14 protein-coding genes are annotated in these 13,039 nt (G+C 65.4%); 9 read left to right on the top strand and 5 right to left on the bottom strand.

The genetic code is table 11. From position 1 onward, the window contains the following. Window positions 1–404, bottom strand: a 404-nt coding sequence (locus QOZ99_RS14875) for an SDR family NAD(P)-dependent oxidoreductase (RefSeq protein ID WP_306890782.1), incomplete at its 3' end; no start/stop codon positions are given. A 48-nt stretch (window positions 405–452) separates the two neighbouring features. Here QOZ99_RS14875 and QOZ99_RS14880 point away from each other — a divergent pair. Continuing rightward, window positions 453–1,079, top strand: coding sequence for a TetR/AcrR family transcriptional regulator (locus tag QOZ99_RS14880; RefSeq protein ID WP_306890783.1), 627 nt, complete (start codon window positions 453–455; stop codon window positions 1,077–1,079). Window positions 1,080–1,178: 99 nt separating this feature from the next. Here QOZ99_RS14880 and QOZ99_RS14885 read toward each other — a convergent pair whose 3' ends face one another. From QOZ99_RS14885 to QOZ99_RS14895, 3 genes are all read right to left on the bottom strand, one after another. Next, a complete protein-coding gene (locus QOZ99_RS14885) occupies window positions 1,179–1,667 on the bottom strand; it encodes a hypothetical protein (protein ID WP_306890784.1) in 489 nt (162 codons plus the stop codon). A gap of 144 nt (window positions 1,668–1,811) precedes the next feature. Beyond that, window positions 1,812–3,218 (bottom strand): MFS transporter, encoded by a 1,407-nt coding sequence (locus tag QOZ99_RS14890; protein ID WP_306890785.1) that lies wholly within the window; start codon window positions 3,216–3,218, stop codon window positions 1,812–1,814. A 168-nt stretch (window positions 3,219–3,386) separates the two neighbouring features. Further along, window positions 3,387–4,223 (bottom strand): oxidoreductase, encoded by an 837-nt coding sequence (locus QOZ99_RS14895; protein ID WP_306890909.1) that lies wholly within the window; start codon window positions 4,221–4,223, stop codon window positions 3,387–3,389. 159 nt (window positions 4,224–4,382) lie between these two features. Between QOZ99_RS14895 and QOZ99_RS14900 the strand changes: the two genes are divergently transcribed. Beyond that, entirely contained in the window at window positions 4,383–5,249 is an 867-nt protein-coding gene (locus QOZ99_RS14900) for a LysR family transcriptional regulator (RefSeq protein ID WP_306890910.1), read from the top strand. Between the two features lie 343 nt (window positions 5,250–5,592). Here QOZ99_RS14900 and QOZ99_RS14905 read toward each other — a convergent pair whose 3' ends face one another. After that, window positions 5,593–5,829, bottom strand: coding sequence for a hypothetical protein (locus QOZ99_RS14905; RefSeq protein ID WP_306890786.1), 237 nt, complete (start codon window positions 5,827–5,829; stop codon window positions 5,593–5,595). Between the two features lie 46 nt (window positions 5,830–5,875). Here QOZ99_RS14905 and QOZ99_RS14910 point away from each other — a divergent pair, with 46 nt between their 5' ends. The 7 genes from QOZ99_RS14910 to QOZ99_RS14940 all read left to right on the top strand — a co-directional run bounded on the left by QOZ99_RS14910 (window position 5,876) and on the right by QOZ99_RS14940 (window position 13,010). Further along, entirely contained in the window at window positions 5,876–6,748 is an 873-nt protein-coding gene (locus tag QOZ99_RS14910) for a metal ABC transporter substrate-binding protein (protein WP_370876868.1), read from the top strand. Continuing rightward, on the top strand, window positions 6,745–7,608 hold the full coding sequence (locus tag QOZ99_RS14915; protein WP_306890788.1) for a manganese/iron ABC transporter ATP-binding protein: 864 nt from the start codon (window positions 6,745–6,747) through the stop codon (window positions 7,606–7,608). Before QOZ99_RS14910 ends, QOZ99_RS14915 begins: the two co-directional genes overlap by 4 nt. Next, the gene (locus tag QOZ99_RS14920) at window positions 7,605–8,465 is read left to right on the top strand and encodes a metal ABC transporter permease (RefSeq protein ID WP_306890789.1); all 861 of its coding nucleotides are present in this window, start codon (window positions 7,605–7,607) and stop codon (window positions 8,463–8,465) included. The genes QOZ99_RS14915 and QOZ99_RS14920 overlap by 4 nt, the downstream gene beginning before the upstream one ends. Continuing rightward, the gene (locus QOZ99_RS14925) at window positions 8,462–9,307 is read left to right on the top strand and encodes a metal ABC transporter permease (RefSeq protein ID WP_306890790.1); all 846 of its coding nucleotides are present in this window, start codon (window positions 8,462–8,464) and stop codon (window positions 9,305–9,307) included. Before QOZ99_RS14920 ends, QOZ99_RS14925 begins: the two co-directional genes overlap by 4 nt. 113 nt (window positions 9,308–9,420) lie before the next feature. Next, window positions 9,421–10,011: an ANTAR domain-containing response regulator gene (locus QOZ99_RS14930; RefSeq protein ID WP_306890911.1), complete on the top strand. Its 591-nt coding sequence runs from the start codon at window positions 9,421–9,423 to the stop codon at window positions 10,009–10,011. Between the two features lie 13 nt (window positions 10,012–10,024). Next, window positions 10,025–11,173: a CmpA/NrtA family ABC transporter substrate-binding protein gene (locus QOZ99_RS14935; RefSeq protein WP_306890791.1), complete on the top strand. Its 1,149-nt coding sequence runs from the start codon at window positions 10,025–10,027 to the stop codon at window positions 11,171–11,173. Window positions 11,174–11,675: 502 nt separating this feature from the next. Continuing rightward, window positions 11,676–13,010, top strand: coding sequence for a CmpA/NrtA family ABC transporter substrate-binding protein (locus tag QOZ99_RS14940; RefSeq protein WP_306890793.1), 1,335 nt, complete (start codon window positions 11,676–11,678; stop codon window positions 13,008–13,010). Window positions 13,011–13,039 lie beyond the last annotated feature (29 nt).

Genomic DNA, 13,039 nt, shown 5'->3' on the forward strand with positions numbered 1-13,039 from the left:
TTGATGATGTGGCCGCGACGCCGCGTGCGCATGCCAGGCAGCACCGCCTTGATCATCGCGACGGGCCCGAAGACGTTGGCCGCGAACTGACGCTGAAGATCATCCATGGACGATTCCTCCAATACGCCCTCATGGCCATAGCCGGCATTGTTTACCAGCACGTCGACCAAGCCTACTTGCCGCTCGGCATCCGCCACAGCGGCCGGGATGGCGTCGAAATCGGTCACGTCGAGCACCAGTGGGTGGGCGCGACCAGGCGCGAGTGCGGCGAACACCTCGGCGTCTCTGGTCCGCCGCACGGTGCCGATCACATGGCGGCCCGCTTCAAGCGCGCCGAGGGCGAAGGCTCGCCCGAGGCCGGAACTGACGCCTGTGATGAGAAATGTCTTGGGGGCGGAAGCCATGGTACAACTCCGGTGATGATCAGATCTATATCATGATATAGATAAGCCATGACAGGAAACAAGACCCAGGCAGCGCCGACCGCCGCGCGCGGCGAGCCGGTTCGCCAGCGTGTGTTGGACGCCGCCGAACGGCTGCTTCGCGACGGCAAGGCCGATTTCTCGATGCGCGACCTCGCAGCCGAAGCCGGGGTCAGCTTTGCGACGCCGTTCAATCAGTTCGGCAGCAAGGCGGCGATCATGCACGCCCTGTCGGGCCGGCGGATCGATATGATGGCCAGGCGCTTTGCCGAGATGTCGCCGCCGGCCGATGCTGCCGGCAGGGTCCTGCTGGCGATCGACACGGCGGTCCAGGTGATGCTGGAGGAGCCGGAGATAAACCGGGTTGTGATGGGCTGGATCGGCACAGCCGGTCCGTCCCCCGGAAAGGTCCTGGCGCACTCCACGACCTTATGGTCGCTGGCGCTGGGAGCCGGGGAAGGCTTGGCCGTGGCGGACAGGGAGCGCGCGCTGTGTTGTCTGCCGGAACAGCTCGCCTTCGCCTTTCGCGGGGTTCTGTCGTTCTGGACCGCCGGCGAACTGCGGGATGAGGAACTTACCTCGCAGGCAAGAGAAATGGCGAAGACATTGCTTCTCGGATTCGCTGGACGGCCGCACATCAGCGATTCCGCCCCATAGGCCGCCGTGCGGCCGTCAAAGCCGACCGGCAAGCAACAAGCCTACGCGTCGAAGCGGCGCCCGTTTGCCCCTTCAGTCGGCGGCTCTCCTGTTCGGGGCTTACCCAGCCGCGCGCCAGCCCTGCTTGCGCAGATGGATGATCTGAGCGGTCAGTCCGACGACGAGCATGGCGAAAAGGCCGGCCAGGGCGCCCAGGAGGAGCGGCGACTTCGGATCGGTAACCAGGGGATGGCCATCCGGGACGCGGCGAAGCGTTTCGCTGACGCTCGGCACCATCAAAAGAAACACCGTCAGGGTGAGGAAAATCGTCTCGAAATAGGTGCCCGCGCGGCCGAATTGCGGGACGTGGCCGATGCCATATCCGGCCAGCAGCAGCAGGAGCGTCGCCGCGCCGATGCCGTAGCTTACTGGCTCACGGGCAACCAGAAACACGGTTGTCGCGCCGATCAGCATCGAAACGAAATAAAGGGCGCCGGGCACCGAGCGCGGCACGATCCTGCCGTGGCGGGCGAGCATGTAGATGGCGAGCGGAATGGCGGGCAGGCTGCCAAGCGTATGCACCCAGCCGAGCGGTGAAATTCCGAACATGGGGTTGTCCTGTTTTCTGATCTGGTGCGATCGATGATCCCGGTCGACGGGCGTCACGGTTTGTGCAGGCGTGCGGGTTCTCGGCTCCGATAGAGCCGCGTTATTGGGGATAGGCGCCTCTGGGCATGCGTCGTGGAGGGGATCTCAAACCGCCTCCTCTGCCTCGCCATGCGGAGGAGGCGCCCGCCGGACGAGGCCGATGCTCAGAGCCACGCCGCCCGTGAGACAGAAGGCGATGCAAAGGACGGAGACGATGAGCGCCTGGGTGATGGCGGCCGGATCGGTTCGCGCGCCCAGCACCTGGTAGAAGATCCCGCCGATCACGGCGACGCTGAGCGCGGTGCTGACCTGGAGGGTCGAGCTGGCGATGCCGGCGATCATGCCGGAAAAGGCCGACGCGACCCGGCCTGTCACCATCGCCATCAGGGTCGGCAGCGCGAGCCCCTGCCCAAAACCGATGATGAACAGGAGGGCGGCAAGCGGCATCGATGCGGGATGCGCGCCGGTCAGTGTCGCCGCAATGAGCCCGGCGAGACCCAGGAGCCCGACAACCTCCAGCCCCATGCCGATCGCATTGACATAGGCGCCGAATAACCGTCGGAGAAAGGGCGTCGACAGCGGCCCGAGCAGGAATCCGGCACCAAACGGCAGGAAGACGAGGCCCGCCTGCAGCGCCGTCACATGCAGCGCGTCCTGCAGATAGACGGAGAACAGCTGGAAAAAGCTGCCGATCGAATAGAGCAACAGCGCGATCAGCAGCGCGTGGCGCAGCCCCGGTGCCCGCAAGGCGCCCGGGTCGAGCAGGGGGGCACCGCCCGCTCGTGCCAGCCGGGTCTCATAACGCCAGAACAGCCATGCCAGCAGCGGCACCGCGGCGAGCGACAGCCAGGACCAGAGCGGCCACCCAGCTTCGCGCCCCTCGATCAGCGGCACGAGCAGCGCACCGAGCGCCAGCATCGACAGCGCCACGCCGCCGAGGTCCAGCCGGCCTGCGCCCCGCGCGCGCGTCTCTTTCAGCAGAGGTGTGCCGAACAGCAGGACGAGCATCACCACCGGCAGGTTGATGAGGAAGATCGCCCGCCACCCCAGCCCCATCACATCCAGCGAGATCAGGACGCCGCCCAATACCTGCCCGACCACGGCGGCCAAACCGAAGACCGCACCATAGATGCCAAGCGCCAGCGGCTTCTCCCTCTCGGGGAAAATCGCCTGCACCGAGGCGAGCGCCTGGGGCGCCATCACGGCGGCCGTTACCCCCTGCAAGGCGCGCCCGGTGACCAGCACCCAGGGCGACCCGGCGAAGCCGCACAGCGTCGAGGCGGCGGCAAAGCCGATCAGGCCGAGAAAGAACACACGGCCGCGACCGAACAGATCGCCGAGCCGCCCACCCGTTGTCAGCGTCACGGCATAGAGCGCGGCATAGGAAGCAATGACGAGTTGCTCGGCGGAGGAGGAGGCGCCCAATTCCCCCCGGATCGAGGGGAGCGCTACATTGACGATGAAGAAGTCGAGCGGCGGCAGGAACGCGCCGACCAGCAGGATCACGAACATCGTCCAGCGCCGCGGCTCGAGCAGGGCGTCACCGTCCCGGACCATAGCGGCCGTAAAGGCCGTGGCTTCACATGTTGTCGCGCGCATGAGTGTCTTTCCGTTCTCGAACCTGAACGTCGCTGCCGCCGCTCAATTCGGGCCGCTCTCTCCGGTAGCGAGTGCCGAATCCTAGTTGTGCGTGTCGAAATCGGTCGCGATGGAGATGTCGCGCCAGGCGGCGATGTCGGCGCGGAAGCAGTCCAGCTTCTGCTCCGCTATCGCGTGGGCGCGCGGCCCGATCGGGAGGTGCAGCGGCGGATGCTCGGCATCGACGGCCTGCAGCATCACGGCGACGGCTTTGGCCGGGTCGCCGGCCTGCCGGCCGTTATTGGTCTCACGGTAATGGCGTCTCGCCGGCACCGTCTCGGCATAGGCGGCGATCTCCCGCCCCGCGGCGATCATCGAGCGACCGAGAAACGCGGTACGGAAGGGGCCGGGCTCGACGATGATGACGCTCACGCCAAGCGGACGAAGCTCTTCGGCAAGCGCCTCGGACAGGCCTTCCACCGCGAACTTGCTCGCATTGTAGAAGCCGAAACCCGCGGAGCCGGCTATACCGGCGCCGGAGGAGAGATTGACGATGCGGGCCCCGGCACGTTTGCGCAGCGCCGGCAGGGCGGCGCGGGTCGTCTCGATCAGGCCGAAGACGTTCACCTCGAACATCGGCCGATATTCGTCCGGCTGTCCTTCTTCGATCGCGCCGATGAAGCCGAAGCCGGCATTGTTGACCAGCACGTCCAGGCCACCGAACGCGCCTTCGGCCAGAGCCACGGCCTTTGCGGCGTCGCCGGCGCGGGTGACGTCCAGCGCAACGCTGCGCACCGTCTCGGGATAGCGTTCGCATAGCGATTGCAGGCTATCCGTCGAACGCGCGGTGGCGACGAGGCGATCGCCTCGCGCGGCCACCGCCTCGGCAAGTTCCCTGCCCAGGCCCGACGAGCATCCTGTGATCAGCCAGGTTTTCACCATGTTCTCCTCCTGCATGTGAGCCGAGCCCGGCGTGACCCGAGGCATGCGCTCCGGTGTCCGCGCCACTCCCGGCGGATGAGGTGAATGTAGGTGATTGGATTTGTTCGATAACTGACAGTATCGTACGTTCTCCGTTCATATTTGTGAGGGGTGGCGATGGAGTGGAGTGACGTCCGGATCTTTCTGGCCATCGCCCGCACCGGCACGCTGGGCGCAGCCGCCCGCGCGCTTCAGCTGAGCCATCCCACGGTCGGGCGCCGCCTTCGGGCTCTCGAAGAGGCCACCGGCCACACGCTGTTCCAGAGAACGGCCGACGGCTTCATTCCGACCGAAGAGGGAACCGCCGTCATCGCTCTGGCCGAGCAGATGGAGGACGGCGCTCTGGCCATCGAGCGGCGATTGGCGGGGCAGGAGCAAGCCCTTCAGGGCACCTTGCGCATCTCGTCCGCCGACTGGTTTGGCGCCTATGTCCTGCCGCCCATCATCGACGATTATGCGAAGGTCTATCCGTGCGTTGATCTGGAAATTCTCACCGGCACCCGCCTGTTCAGCCTCGCGCAGCGGGAGGCCGACATCGCTTTCCGGATCGTCCCGTTCGACAACCCCGATATCGTGCAGCGACGGCTGGTCCGTCTGCCCTATGGCGTCTACGTCGCGGCAGGCTCACCCGAGCCGGTATATGGTGATGGCGCCGGCTTCCGGCTCATCACCCACGACACGTCGACCGGCCAGTTCCCGGATATTGCCTGGCTCACCGAGAGCTTTCCGAACGCGAAGCCGCTGCTGCGGTCGAACAATCGGAACGTGCAGGGGCGGATGTGCCGCCAGGGCATCGGCATCGCCGTCCTGCCGCAGGTGGTCGGAAGTCAGATAGAGGGTCTTCGCAAGCTCGATCTGCCGGTGGAGCCACCCTCACGGGATATCTGGATGGGCTATCACCGGGACATAAGGCGCCTTCAGCGGCTGCGGGCCTTCATAACCGTCGTGACCGAACATATTGCGAAGACACCACTCCAACTGTGATTGCTGCAGTCGGCAATTCAGACTGAGGGCCGGTCTTCAGCGAAGAGCGGCGAGGAACTCTGGCGCTCGGGTTCTAACGCCGAGCCACGGGCGCCGCCACATGACAGGGCAAAATGCCGCTGACGCGACCACATCGTGCGAATCTCAAAGCGGCGAATGTTACGCTTTCGGCAGAACAGATCGCCCGGCTTGATGAGGCGAGCGCGATCTCGCTCGTCTAGCCCCGCTCGCTGATCTGAAGGACCGCGTCCCGCTTGAAGTCCTCGGTGAAGTTCGCTTTGCCCATCGGGGCCTCCTTGCCTCAAAATTTAGGGAAGAAGGCGTCCAGGAATCTCGGGGCGATTCAATCGAGCGGTCGCTTGACGGTCTCGAGGCGTCCACTCTCCTGCAAATCTGCAATGGCCTCAATCACGCGCGCGATGACGTTTCGGTCGCCGCGACACGACGTTTCAGGCGCGGGAGCGCATGCCGGCTGGGCCAAACCTAATATTGAGCCAAACCTAATATTGAGAATGAGTTGCAACTGATGGTCGGGCATGCCATGTTGCAAATAGTTCGCAATTGCAGAAGGGGCGCTCATGTTTGTTCGTATTCCCCGCCGTCTCGTCGCCGGGATCGTGAGCGTGATGGCTCTCGCGTTGATGGCGGCCCCTGCGCGCGCGCAAGAAAAATTCAAGGCCGTCACCACCTTCACGGTCATCGCCGACATGGCGCGCAATGTCGCGGGCGATGCGGCCATCGTGGAATCCATCACCAAGCCGGGTGCGGAGATCCACAATTACGCCCCGACGCCGGGTGACATCATCAAGGCGCAGGGCGCCAAGCTCGTGCTGTGGAACGGGCTCAATCTCGAACTCTGGTTCGAGAAATTTTTCCGCAACCTCAAGAACGTGCCGGGCGTGATCGTCTCGCAGGGCGTCGAGCCCATGGGCATCGCGGAGGGCCCCTATAGCGGCAAGCCGAACCCGCATGCCTGGATGTCGCCCAGTGCCGCGCTGATCTATGTCGACAACATCCGCGATGCCTTCGTGAAATACGATCCGGCCAATGCCGAGACCTACAAGGCGAACGCCGCCGCCTACAGCCAAAAGATCACCGATGCCGTCGCCCCGATCCGCGCCGAGCTTGCCGCGATCCCGGAAAACAAGCGCTGGCTGGTGTCGAGCGAGGGCGCGTTCAGCTATCTCGCGCGCGATTTCGGCCTGAAGGAGCTCTATCTCTGGCCGATCAATGCCGACCAGCAGGGCACGCCGCAGCAGGTGCGCAAGGTGATCGACAAGGTGCGGGCCGACAACATCCCCGTCGTCTTCAGCGAAAGCACCATCTCGCCCGATCCGGCCAAGCAGGTGGCCCGCGAGACCGGCGCCCGCTATGGCGGGGTACTCTATGTCGATTCCCTCAGCGAGGCGGACGGCAAGGTGCCGACCTATATCGATCTGCTGCGGGTGACGTCGCAGACCATTGCCGAGGGTTTGGCCGACAAGAGCGGGGCGCCATGAACGCCTCGCCACTGCCACTGGGAATCGCCGTCACCGACGTCACCGTCACCTATCGCAACGGCCACACCGCGCTGCGCGATGCCAGCTTCACCGTGCCCACCGGCACCATCACGGCGCTGGTCGGCGTCAATGGCAGCGGCAAGTCCACCCTGTTCAAGGCGATCATGGGCTTCGTGCCGGCCTCCAAAGGCTCGATCTCGCTGCTCGGCATGGCGGTGCATCAGGCGCTGAAGCGCAACATCGTCGCCTATGTGCCGCAGAGCGAGGATGTCGACTGGAACTTCCCCGTCCTGGTCGAGGATGTCGTGATGATGGGCCGCTACGGCCATATGAACATGCTGCGCCTGGCGCGGGCGCGCGATCATGCGGCCGTGGAGGCGGCGCTGGCCCGCGTGGGCATGAGCGAGTTCCGCAAACGGCAGATTGGCGAGCTCTCGGGCGGGCAGCGCAAGCGGGTGTTCCTCGCCCGCGCGCTGGCGCAGGATGCCCGCATCATTCTGCTCGACGAGCCCTTCACCGGGGTCGATGTGAAGACCGAGGACGCCATCATCCAGCTGCTGCGCGCGCTGCGCGACGAGGGCCGCGTGATGCTGGTCTCGACGCATAATCTGGGCAGCGTGCCGGAATTCTGCGACCGCACGGTGCTGGTCAAGGGCACGGTGCTGGCCTATGGCCCGACGCGCGAGACCTTCACCCAGGCCAATCTGGAAAAGACCTTCGGCGGCGTGCTGCGCCACTTCGTGCTGGAGGACGCGCCGCCCGGCCAGCCGCAGGCGGTGAGCCTGATCTCCGACGACGAGCGGCCCTTCGTGGTCTACGGCACGGATGACGGCACCAAGCCGGCGGCGGGCCCGCGATGATGGCGCTGCTGCTGGAGCCGTTCGGCTATGGCTACATGGTCAACGCGATGTGGGTCAGCGCCCTGGTCGGCGCGGTGTGCGCGTTCCTCTCCGCCTATCTCATGCTGAAGGGCTGGTCTCTGATCGGCGACGCGCTGTCGCACGCCATCGTGCCCGGCGTCGCCGGCGCCTACATGCTCGGCCTGCCGTTCTCGCTGGGCGCGTTCTTCTCGGGCGGGCTTGCCGCTGGCGCCATGCTGCTGCTCAACCAGCGCACCAAGCTGAAGGAAGACGCCATTATCGGCATCATCTTCACCTCGTTCTTCGGCCTCGGCCTGTTCATGGTGTCGCTGTCGCCGACCTCGGTGAACATCCAGACCATCGTGCTCGGCAACATCCTCGCCATCACGCCGGAAGACACGCTGCAACTCGCCCTCATCGGGTTCGTCTCGCTCGCCGTGCTGCTCGCCAAATGGAAGGACTTGATGGTGACCTTCTTCGACGAGAGCCATGCGCGCTCGATCGGCATCAATACGACAGTGCTGAAGATCGTGTTCTTCACCCTGCTATCGGCCTGCACGGTGGCGGCCTTGCAGACCGTCGGCGCCTTTCTGGTCATCGCCATGGTGGTGACGCCGGGCGCCACCGCCTATCTGCTGACCGACCGTTTTCCCAAGCTGCTGGTGATCAGCGTGGCGATCGGTGCGCTCACCAGTTTCAGCGGCGCCTATCTCAGCTATTACGTCGACGGCGCCACCGGCGGGATTATCGTGGTGCTGCAAACCCTGATCTTCCTCACCGCGTTCTTTCTCGCGCCCCAGCACGGTATGCTCGCGGCACGCCGGCGCGCGGCGGATGCGCTGGAGGAAGCGCCATGAGCGCGATATTCGAGACGCTGGCGCAGCCCTTCCAGTTCGAGTTCATGCGCAACGCGCTGCTGATCTCGGTGCTGGTGGCGGTGCCGACCGCGCTGCTGTCGTGCTTCCTCGTGCTCAAGGGCTGGTCGCTGATGGGCGACGCGATCTCGCACGCCGTGCTGCCCGGCGTGGTGCTCGCCTATATCGCCGGCATTCCCCTGGCGGTGGGCGCGTTCTCGGCCGGCATGGTCTGCGCGCTCGCCACCGGCTTCCTGAAGGAGAACAGCCGGATCAAGCAGGACACCGTGATGGGGGTGGTGTTCTCCGGCATGTTCGGGCTCGGCATCGTGCTCTACACCAAGATCGAGACCGACATGCATCTCGACCACATATTGTTCGGCGACATGCTGGGCGTGGGCTGGGAGGACATTCTGGAGACCGGCATCATCGCCGCCATCACCGCCGGCGTCATCGCGCTGAAATGGCGCGACCTGCTGCTGCACGCCTTCGATCCGGCGCAGGCCAAGGCCATCGGCCTGCCGGTGCGGGTGCTGCATTACGGCCTGCTGTGCCTGCTCTCGCTCACCATCGTCGGCGCGTTGAAGGCGGTCGGCATCATTCTGGTGATCGCCATGCTGATCGCGCCGGGCGCCATTGCCTTCCTGCTGACCCGCACCTTCGGCGCGATGCTGGTGGCGGCCGTGGCCATCGCCACCACGTCATCGCTGGCGGGCGTCTATCTCAGCTTCTTCATCGACAGCGCCCCGGCCCCTACCATCGTGCTGCTGATGAGCCTCGGTTTTGTCGGCGCCTTGGCGGTTTCAAGCCAAAAGGCGGTAACGGCAGATCGTCGGGAGGCGTGAATGCGCCGCGCGCCAAGTGTGCGTCGCGACAGGTCGCCTGGCGTGAAGATTGCTTGCTTCGCCGCGAACCATTCCCTCGAACGTGGACCGTGGAATCAAACTTGCGCCAGGACATGACGAACGATCCCGGCCTGAAGATCGTCATCGTCGATGCAAGCCCGTTGCGGGCCGCGATCCTCGAAGCCGGGCTGCGCGAGGCCGGCTATCTCAACGTCATGCGGCTGGCGGAGCACAGCAATCTGCTCGCCCGGCTCCATGCCATCGACCCCGACGTGATCCTGATCGATCTCGAAGACCCCAGCCGCGACGTCGTCGAGCAGATGTTTCAGGTGTCACGCGAAGTGAAGCGGCCGGTCGCCATGTTCGTCGACCAGTCGGATTCCTCCACCATCGAGGCGGCGATCGAGGCCGGCGTTTCCGCCTATATCGTCGACGGACTGAAGAAGGAGCGGGTGCGACCGATCGTCGACATGACGATCAGCCGGTTCCGGGCGTTTTCGCGGCTGCGCGACGAGCTGGAGCAGACCCGCACCGCCCTTGAGGAGCGCAAGACGCTCGACCGGGCCAAGGGCATTCTCATGAAGATGAAGGGGTTCGACGAGGAGGCCGCTTACGCCTTGCTGCGCCGGACCGCGATGAACGAGAAGAAGCGCATGGTCGACATTGCCCAATCGGTGATCACGGCCGCGGACCTGTTCAAATGAGAAGGTGCGCGTCATGAGACGACTTGCCATCGGCTTCATCCCGCTGACCGACGCGGCCGTGCTGATCGCCGCCGCCGAACTGGGCTTTGCCACGACCGAAGGGCTGGAGATCGACCTGCATCGCGAGGTGTCCTGGGCCAATATTCGCGACAAGGTGAATGTCGGCCTGCTCGACGGCGCCCACATACTGGCGCCGCTCGCCATCGCCTCCAGCCTCGGGCTCGGCCATGTCCGCGTGCCGCTGGTGGCGCCCTTCGCGCTGAACCTGAACGGCAGCGCGATCACTCTTGCGCACCCGATCTACGAGGCGATGGAGGCGACCGGGCATGATCTGTCCTCCGGTCTCGGCGTGGCGCAGGCGCTGGGCGAGGTGGTGCGCGCGCGCGCCGCGCAGGGGCATGACCCGCTGACCTTCTCCACCGTCTACACCTTCTCCACCCACACCTACATGCTGCGGCATGTGCTGGCGGCGGGCGGGCTCGACCCCGATCGCGATGTGCGCCTCGTGGTGGTGCCGCCGCCTTTCACGGTGGAGAGCCTGCGCAGCGGGCTAATTCACGGATTTTGCGTCGGCTCGCCCTGGAATGCGGTGGCGGTGGAAGCCGGCGTCGGGCGCATCGCGCTGCTCGGGCCGGAAATCTTCGGCTGGGCGCCGGAGAAGGTGCTGGGTGTGCATGCCCGCTTCGCCGAGGCGGAGCCGGACGTGCTGCGCCGGCTGGTGCGCGCGCTGCATGCCGCCGCGCTCTGGAGCGAGGCGGCGGCCAACCGTGCCGAACTGGCGCACCTATTGTCGGCCCCGGCGTTTCTCGGGCTGCCCGCCGAGGTGCTGGCGCGCATGCTGGAAGGCCGGCTGAACACCACGCAGGCCGGGCTGCCGCGCGAAAATCCCGACTTCCTCGTGCTGCATCGCGACGGCGCCAACCGGCCGGATGCCCGTCACGCCGCATGGATCTACGCGCAGATGGTGCGGGCGGGGCAGACGACCTATTCTCCCGACGATGCGCGGGAGGCCGGCGCAGTCTATCGCGCCGATGTCTATGACGATGCTCTCGGCATCGCGCCAGCCGGATCGTCGGTCGGCGACCCGGTGAAGACCTGCTTCGGCGAGGCGTTCCGGCCGGAAGATCTGGCGGATTATCTGGCGCGGGTGAAGCCGGCTTGAGGCGGGTGGAAAGTCCCGAAAGAGACTTGCCGGAATAGCGCCGCCAATCGTGCCGTCATGGCCGGGACAAGCCCGGCCGTGACGGTCTGATCGTTGTTGGGTCCCGATCCGTCAGTCGTCGCCACCTCAACCATCTGCGCAATTGCGCGCCACGTGATGCCTGACTTTGCGCCGCTCTCGCCAAGACGAGACGGCACTCACCGCCGGCAAGCGGTCACCGCCGAGGTCGCGCAAGTCTCTGGCATCAAATGATTTCCGAACCGGATTTGGAACGGCGCCAGAAACTGGCACGGGTCTTGTATTAGATAGTTCTGCCGGTCGGCCAACGATGACCCCGGCATTTTCATTTCGAAGCCCAGCGGTGGGTCCCCAGCAAAGATGCTGATTCCGCGACGGTTCAGCCCGTCGGGATCGGCACTTCTATGCGTTTCGTCGCCGCGTTGGCTTCCATGGCACGCGCGGCTTCTCGAAGACATCCGAGGGCTCAGCCATGACATTTCGCATGCCAATCATCCGCCGTCATTCCGCCAAGGCCACATCCCCGGCCACGGGTATTTCCCGGCGCTCGCTGCTGAAATCCTCCGCCGCCACGCTGGCGACCGCCGCGCTGTTCGATGCCATCCACATGGCGTTCCCCGGCGGCGTGCCGGACGCTCATGCCGCGACGCCGGAAACCACCAAGGCGGTGCTCGGCTACATCGCCCTGATGGATGCGGCGCCGCTGGTCATCGCCAAGGAAAAGGGCCTGTTCGCCAAATATGGCGTGCCCGATGTCGAGGTGAACAAGCAGGCCTCCTGGGGCGCCACGCGCGACAATCTGGTGCTCGGGGGGGCGGCCAACGGCATTGACGGCGCCCATATCCTCTCGCCGATGCCCTACCTCATCTCGACCGGCAAGGTAACGCAGAACAGCGTGCCGACGCCGATGTACATCCTCGCGCGGCTCAATCTCGACGCGCAGGCGATCTCGGTCTCCAATGACTACAAGGACCTCAACGTCACCGCCGACGCCTCGGCGCTGAAAGCCGCCTTTGCCGCCAAGAAGGCGGCCGGCAAGGAGGTCAAGGTCGCGATGACCTTCCCCGGTGGCACCCACGATCTCTGGCTGCGCTACTGGCTGGCGAGCGCCGGCATCGACCCTGACAAGGATGTCTCCACCATCGTGGTGCCGCCGCCGCAAATGGTGGCGAACATGAAGGTCGGCAACATGGACGCGTTCTGCGTCGGCGAGCCGTGGAACGAGCAACTGGTCAACCAGGGCATCGGCTTCACCGCCTGCACGACCGGCGAAATCTGGAAGCTCCACCCGGAAAAGGCGCTCGGCATGCGCGCCGACTTCGTCGACGCCAACCCCAACACCGCAAAGGCCATCGTGATGGCTGTCATGGAAGCCCAGCAATGGTGCGACCAGATGGGCAACAAGGAAGAAATGGCCACCATCGTCGGCAAGAGGCAATGGTTCAATGTCCCGGTCGCCGACATCATCGGCCGGGCGCGCGGCGACATCAATTACGGCAATGGCCGGGTGGTGAAGGGGTCCGACCAGTATATGCGATTCTGGGCCGACCACGCCTCCTACCCCTTCAAGAGCCATGACACCTGGTTCGTTACCGAGGACATCCGCTGGGGCAAGTTCGACCCGGCGATCGACGTGAAGGGCCTGGTCGACAAGGTCAACCGCGAGGACGTCTGGCGCGCCGCCGCCAAAGAGTTGGGCGTATCCGACGTGCCGGCGACGTCGTCGCGCGGCAAGGAGACCTTCTTCGACGGCAAGGTGTTCGATCCCGAAAACCCGGCCGCCTATCTCGCCAGCCTCGACATCAAGCGCGTGGCGTGAGGCGCGTGATGGCGGCGAACCGTCCAGCG

This window comes from Ancylobacter amanitiformis (assembly GCF_030814815.1).
Lineage (GTDB): Bacteria > Pseudomonadota > Alphaproteobacteria > Rhizobiales > Xanthobacteraceae > Ancylobacter > Ancylobacter amanitiformis.

Excerpts from the sequence above, each read along its gene's own strand:
- QOZ99_RS14925 (WP_306890790.1), top strand. The coding sequence starts at position 8,462 with ATGAGCGCGATATTCGAGACGCTGGCGCAGCCCTTCCAGTTCGAGTTC.
- QOZ99_RS14920 (WP_306890789.1), top strand. The coding sequence starts at position 7,605 with ATGATGGCGCTGCTGCTGGAGCCGTTCGGCTATGGCTACATGGTCAAC.
- QOZ99_RS14905 (WP_306890786.1), bottom strand. The coding sequence starts at position 5,829 with ATGAGCGCCCCTTCTGCAATTGCGAACTATTTGCAACATGGCATGCCC.
- QOZ99_RS14900 (WP_306890910.1), top strand. The coding sequence starts at position 4,383 with ATGGAGTGGAGTGACGTCCGGATCTTTCTGGCCATCGCCCGCACCGGC.
- QOZ99_RS14885 (WP_306890784.1), bottom strand. The coding sequence starts at position 1,667 with ATGTTCGGAATTTCACCGCTCGGCTGGGTGCATACGCTTGGCAGCCTG.
- QOZ99_RS14890 (WP_306890785.1), bottom strand. The coding sequence starts at position 3,218 with ATGTTCGTGATCCTGCTGGTCGGCGCGTTCCTGCCGCCGCTCGACTTC.
- QOZ99_RS14880 (WP_306890783.1), top strand. The coding sequence starts at position 453 with ATGACAGGAAACAAGACCCAGGCAGCGCCGACCGCCGCGCGCGGCGAG.
- QOZ99_RS14930 (WP_306890911.1), top strand. The coding sequence starts at position 9,421 with ATGACGAACGATCCCGGCCTGAAGATCGTCATCGTCGATGCAAGCCCG.
- QOZ99_RS14935 (WP_306890791.1), top strand. The coding sequence starts at position 10,025 with ATGAGACGACTTGCCATCGGCTTCATCCCGCTGACCGACGCGGCCGTG.
- QOZ99_RS14910 (WP_370876868.1), top strand. The coding sequence starts at position 5,876 with ATGGCTCTCGCGTTGATGGCGGCCCCTGCGCGCGCGCAAGAAAAATTC.
- QOZ99_RS14940 (WP_306890793.1), top strand. The coding sequence starts at position 11,676 with ATGCCAATCATCCGCCGTCATTCCGCCAAGGCCACATCCCCGGCCACG.
- QOZ99_RS14915 (WP_306890788.1), top strand. The coding sequence starts at position 6,745 with ATGAACGCCTCGCCACTGCCACTGGGAATCGCCGTCACCGACGTCACC.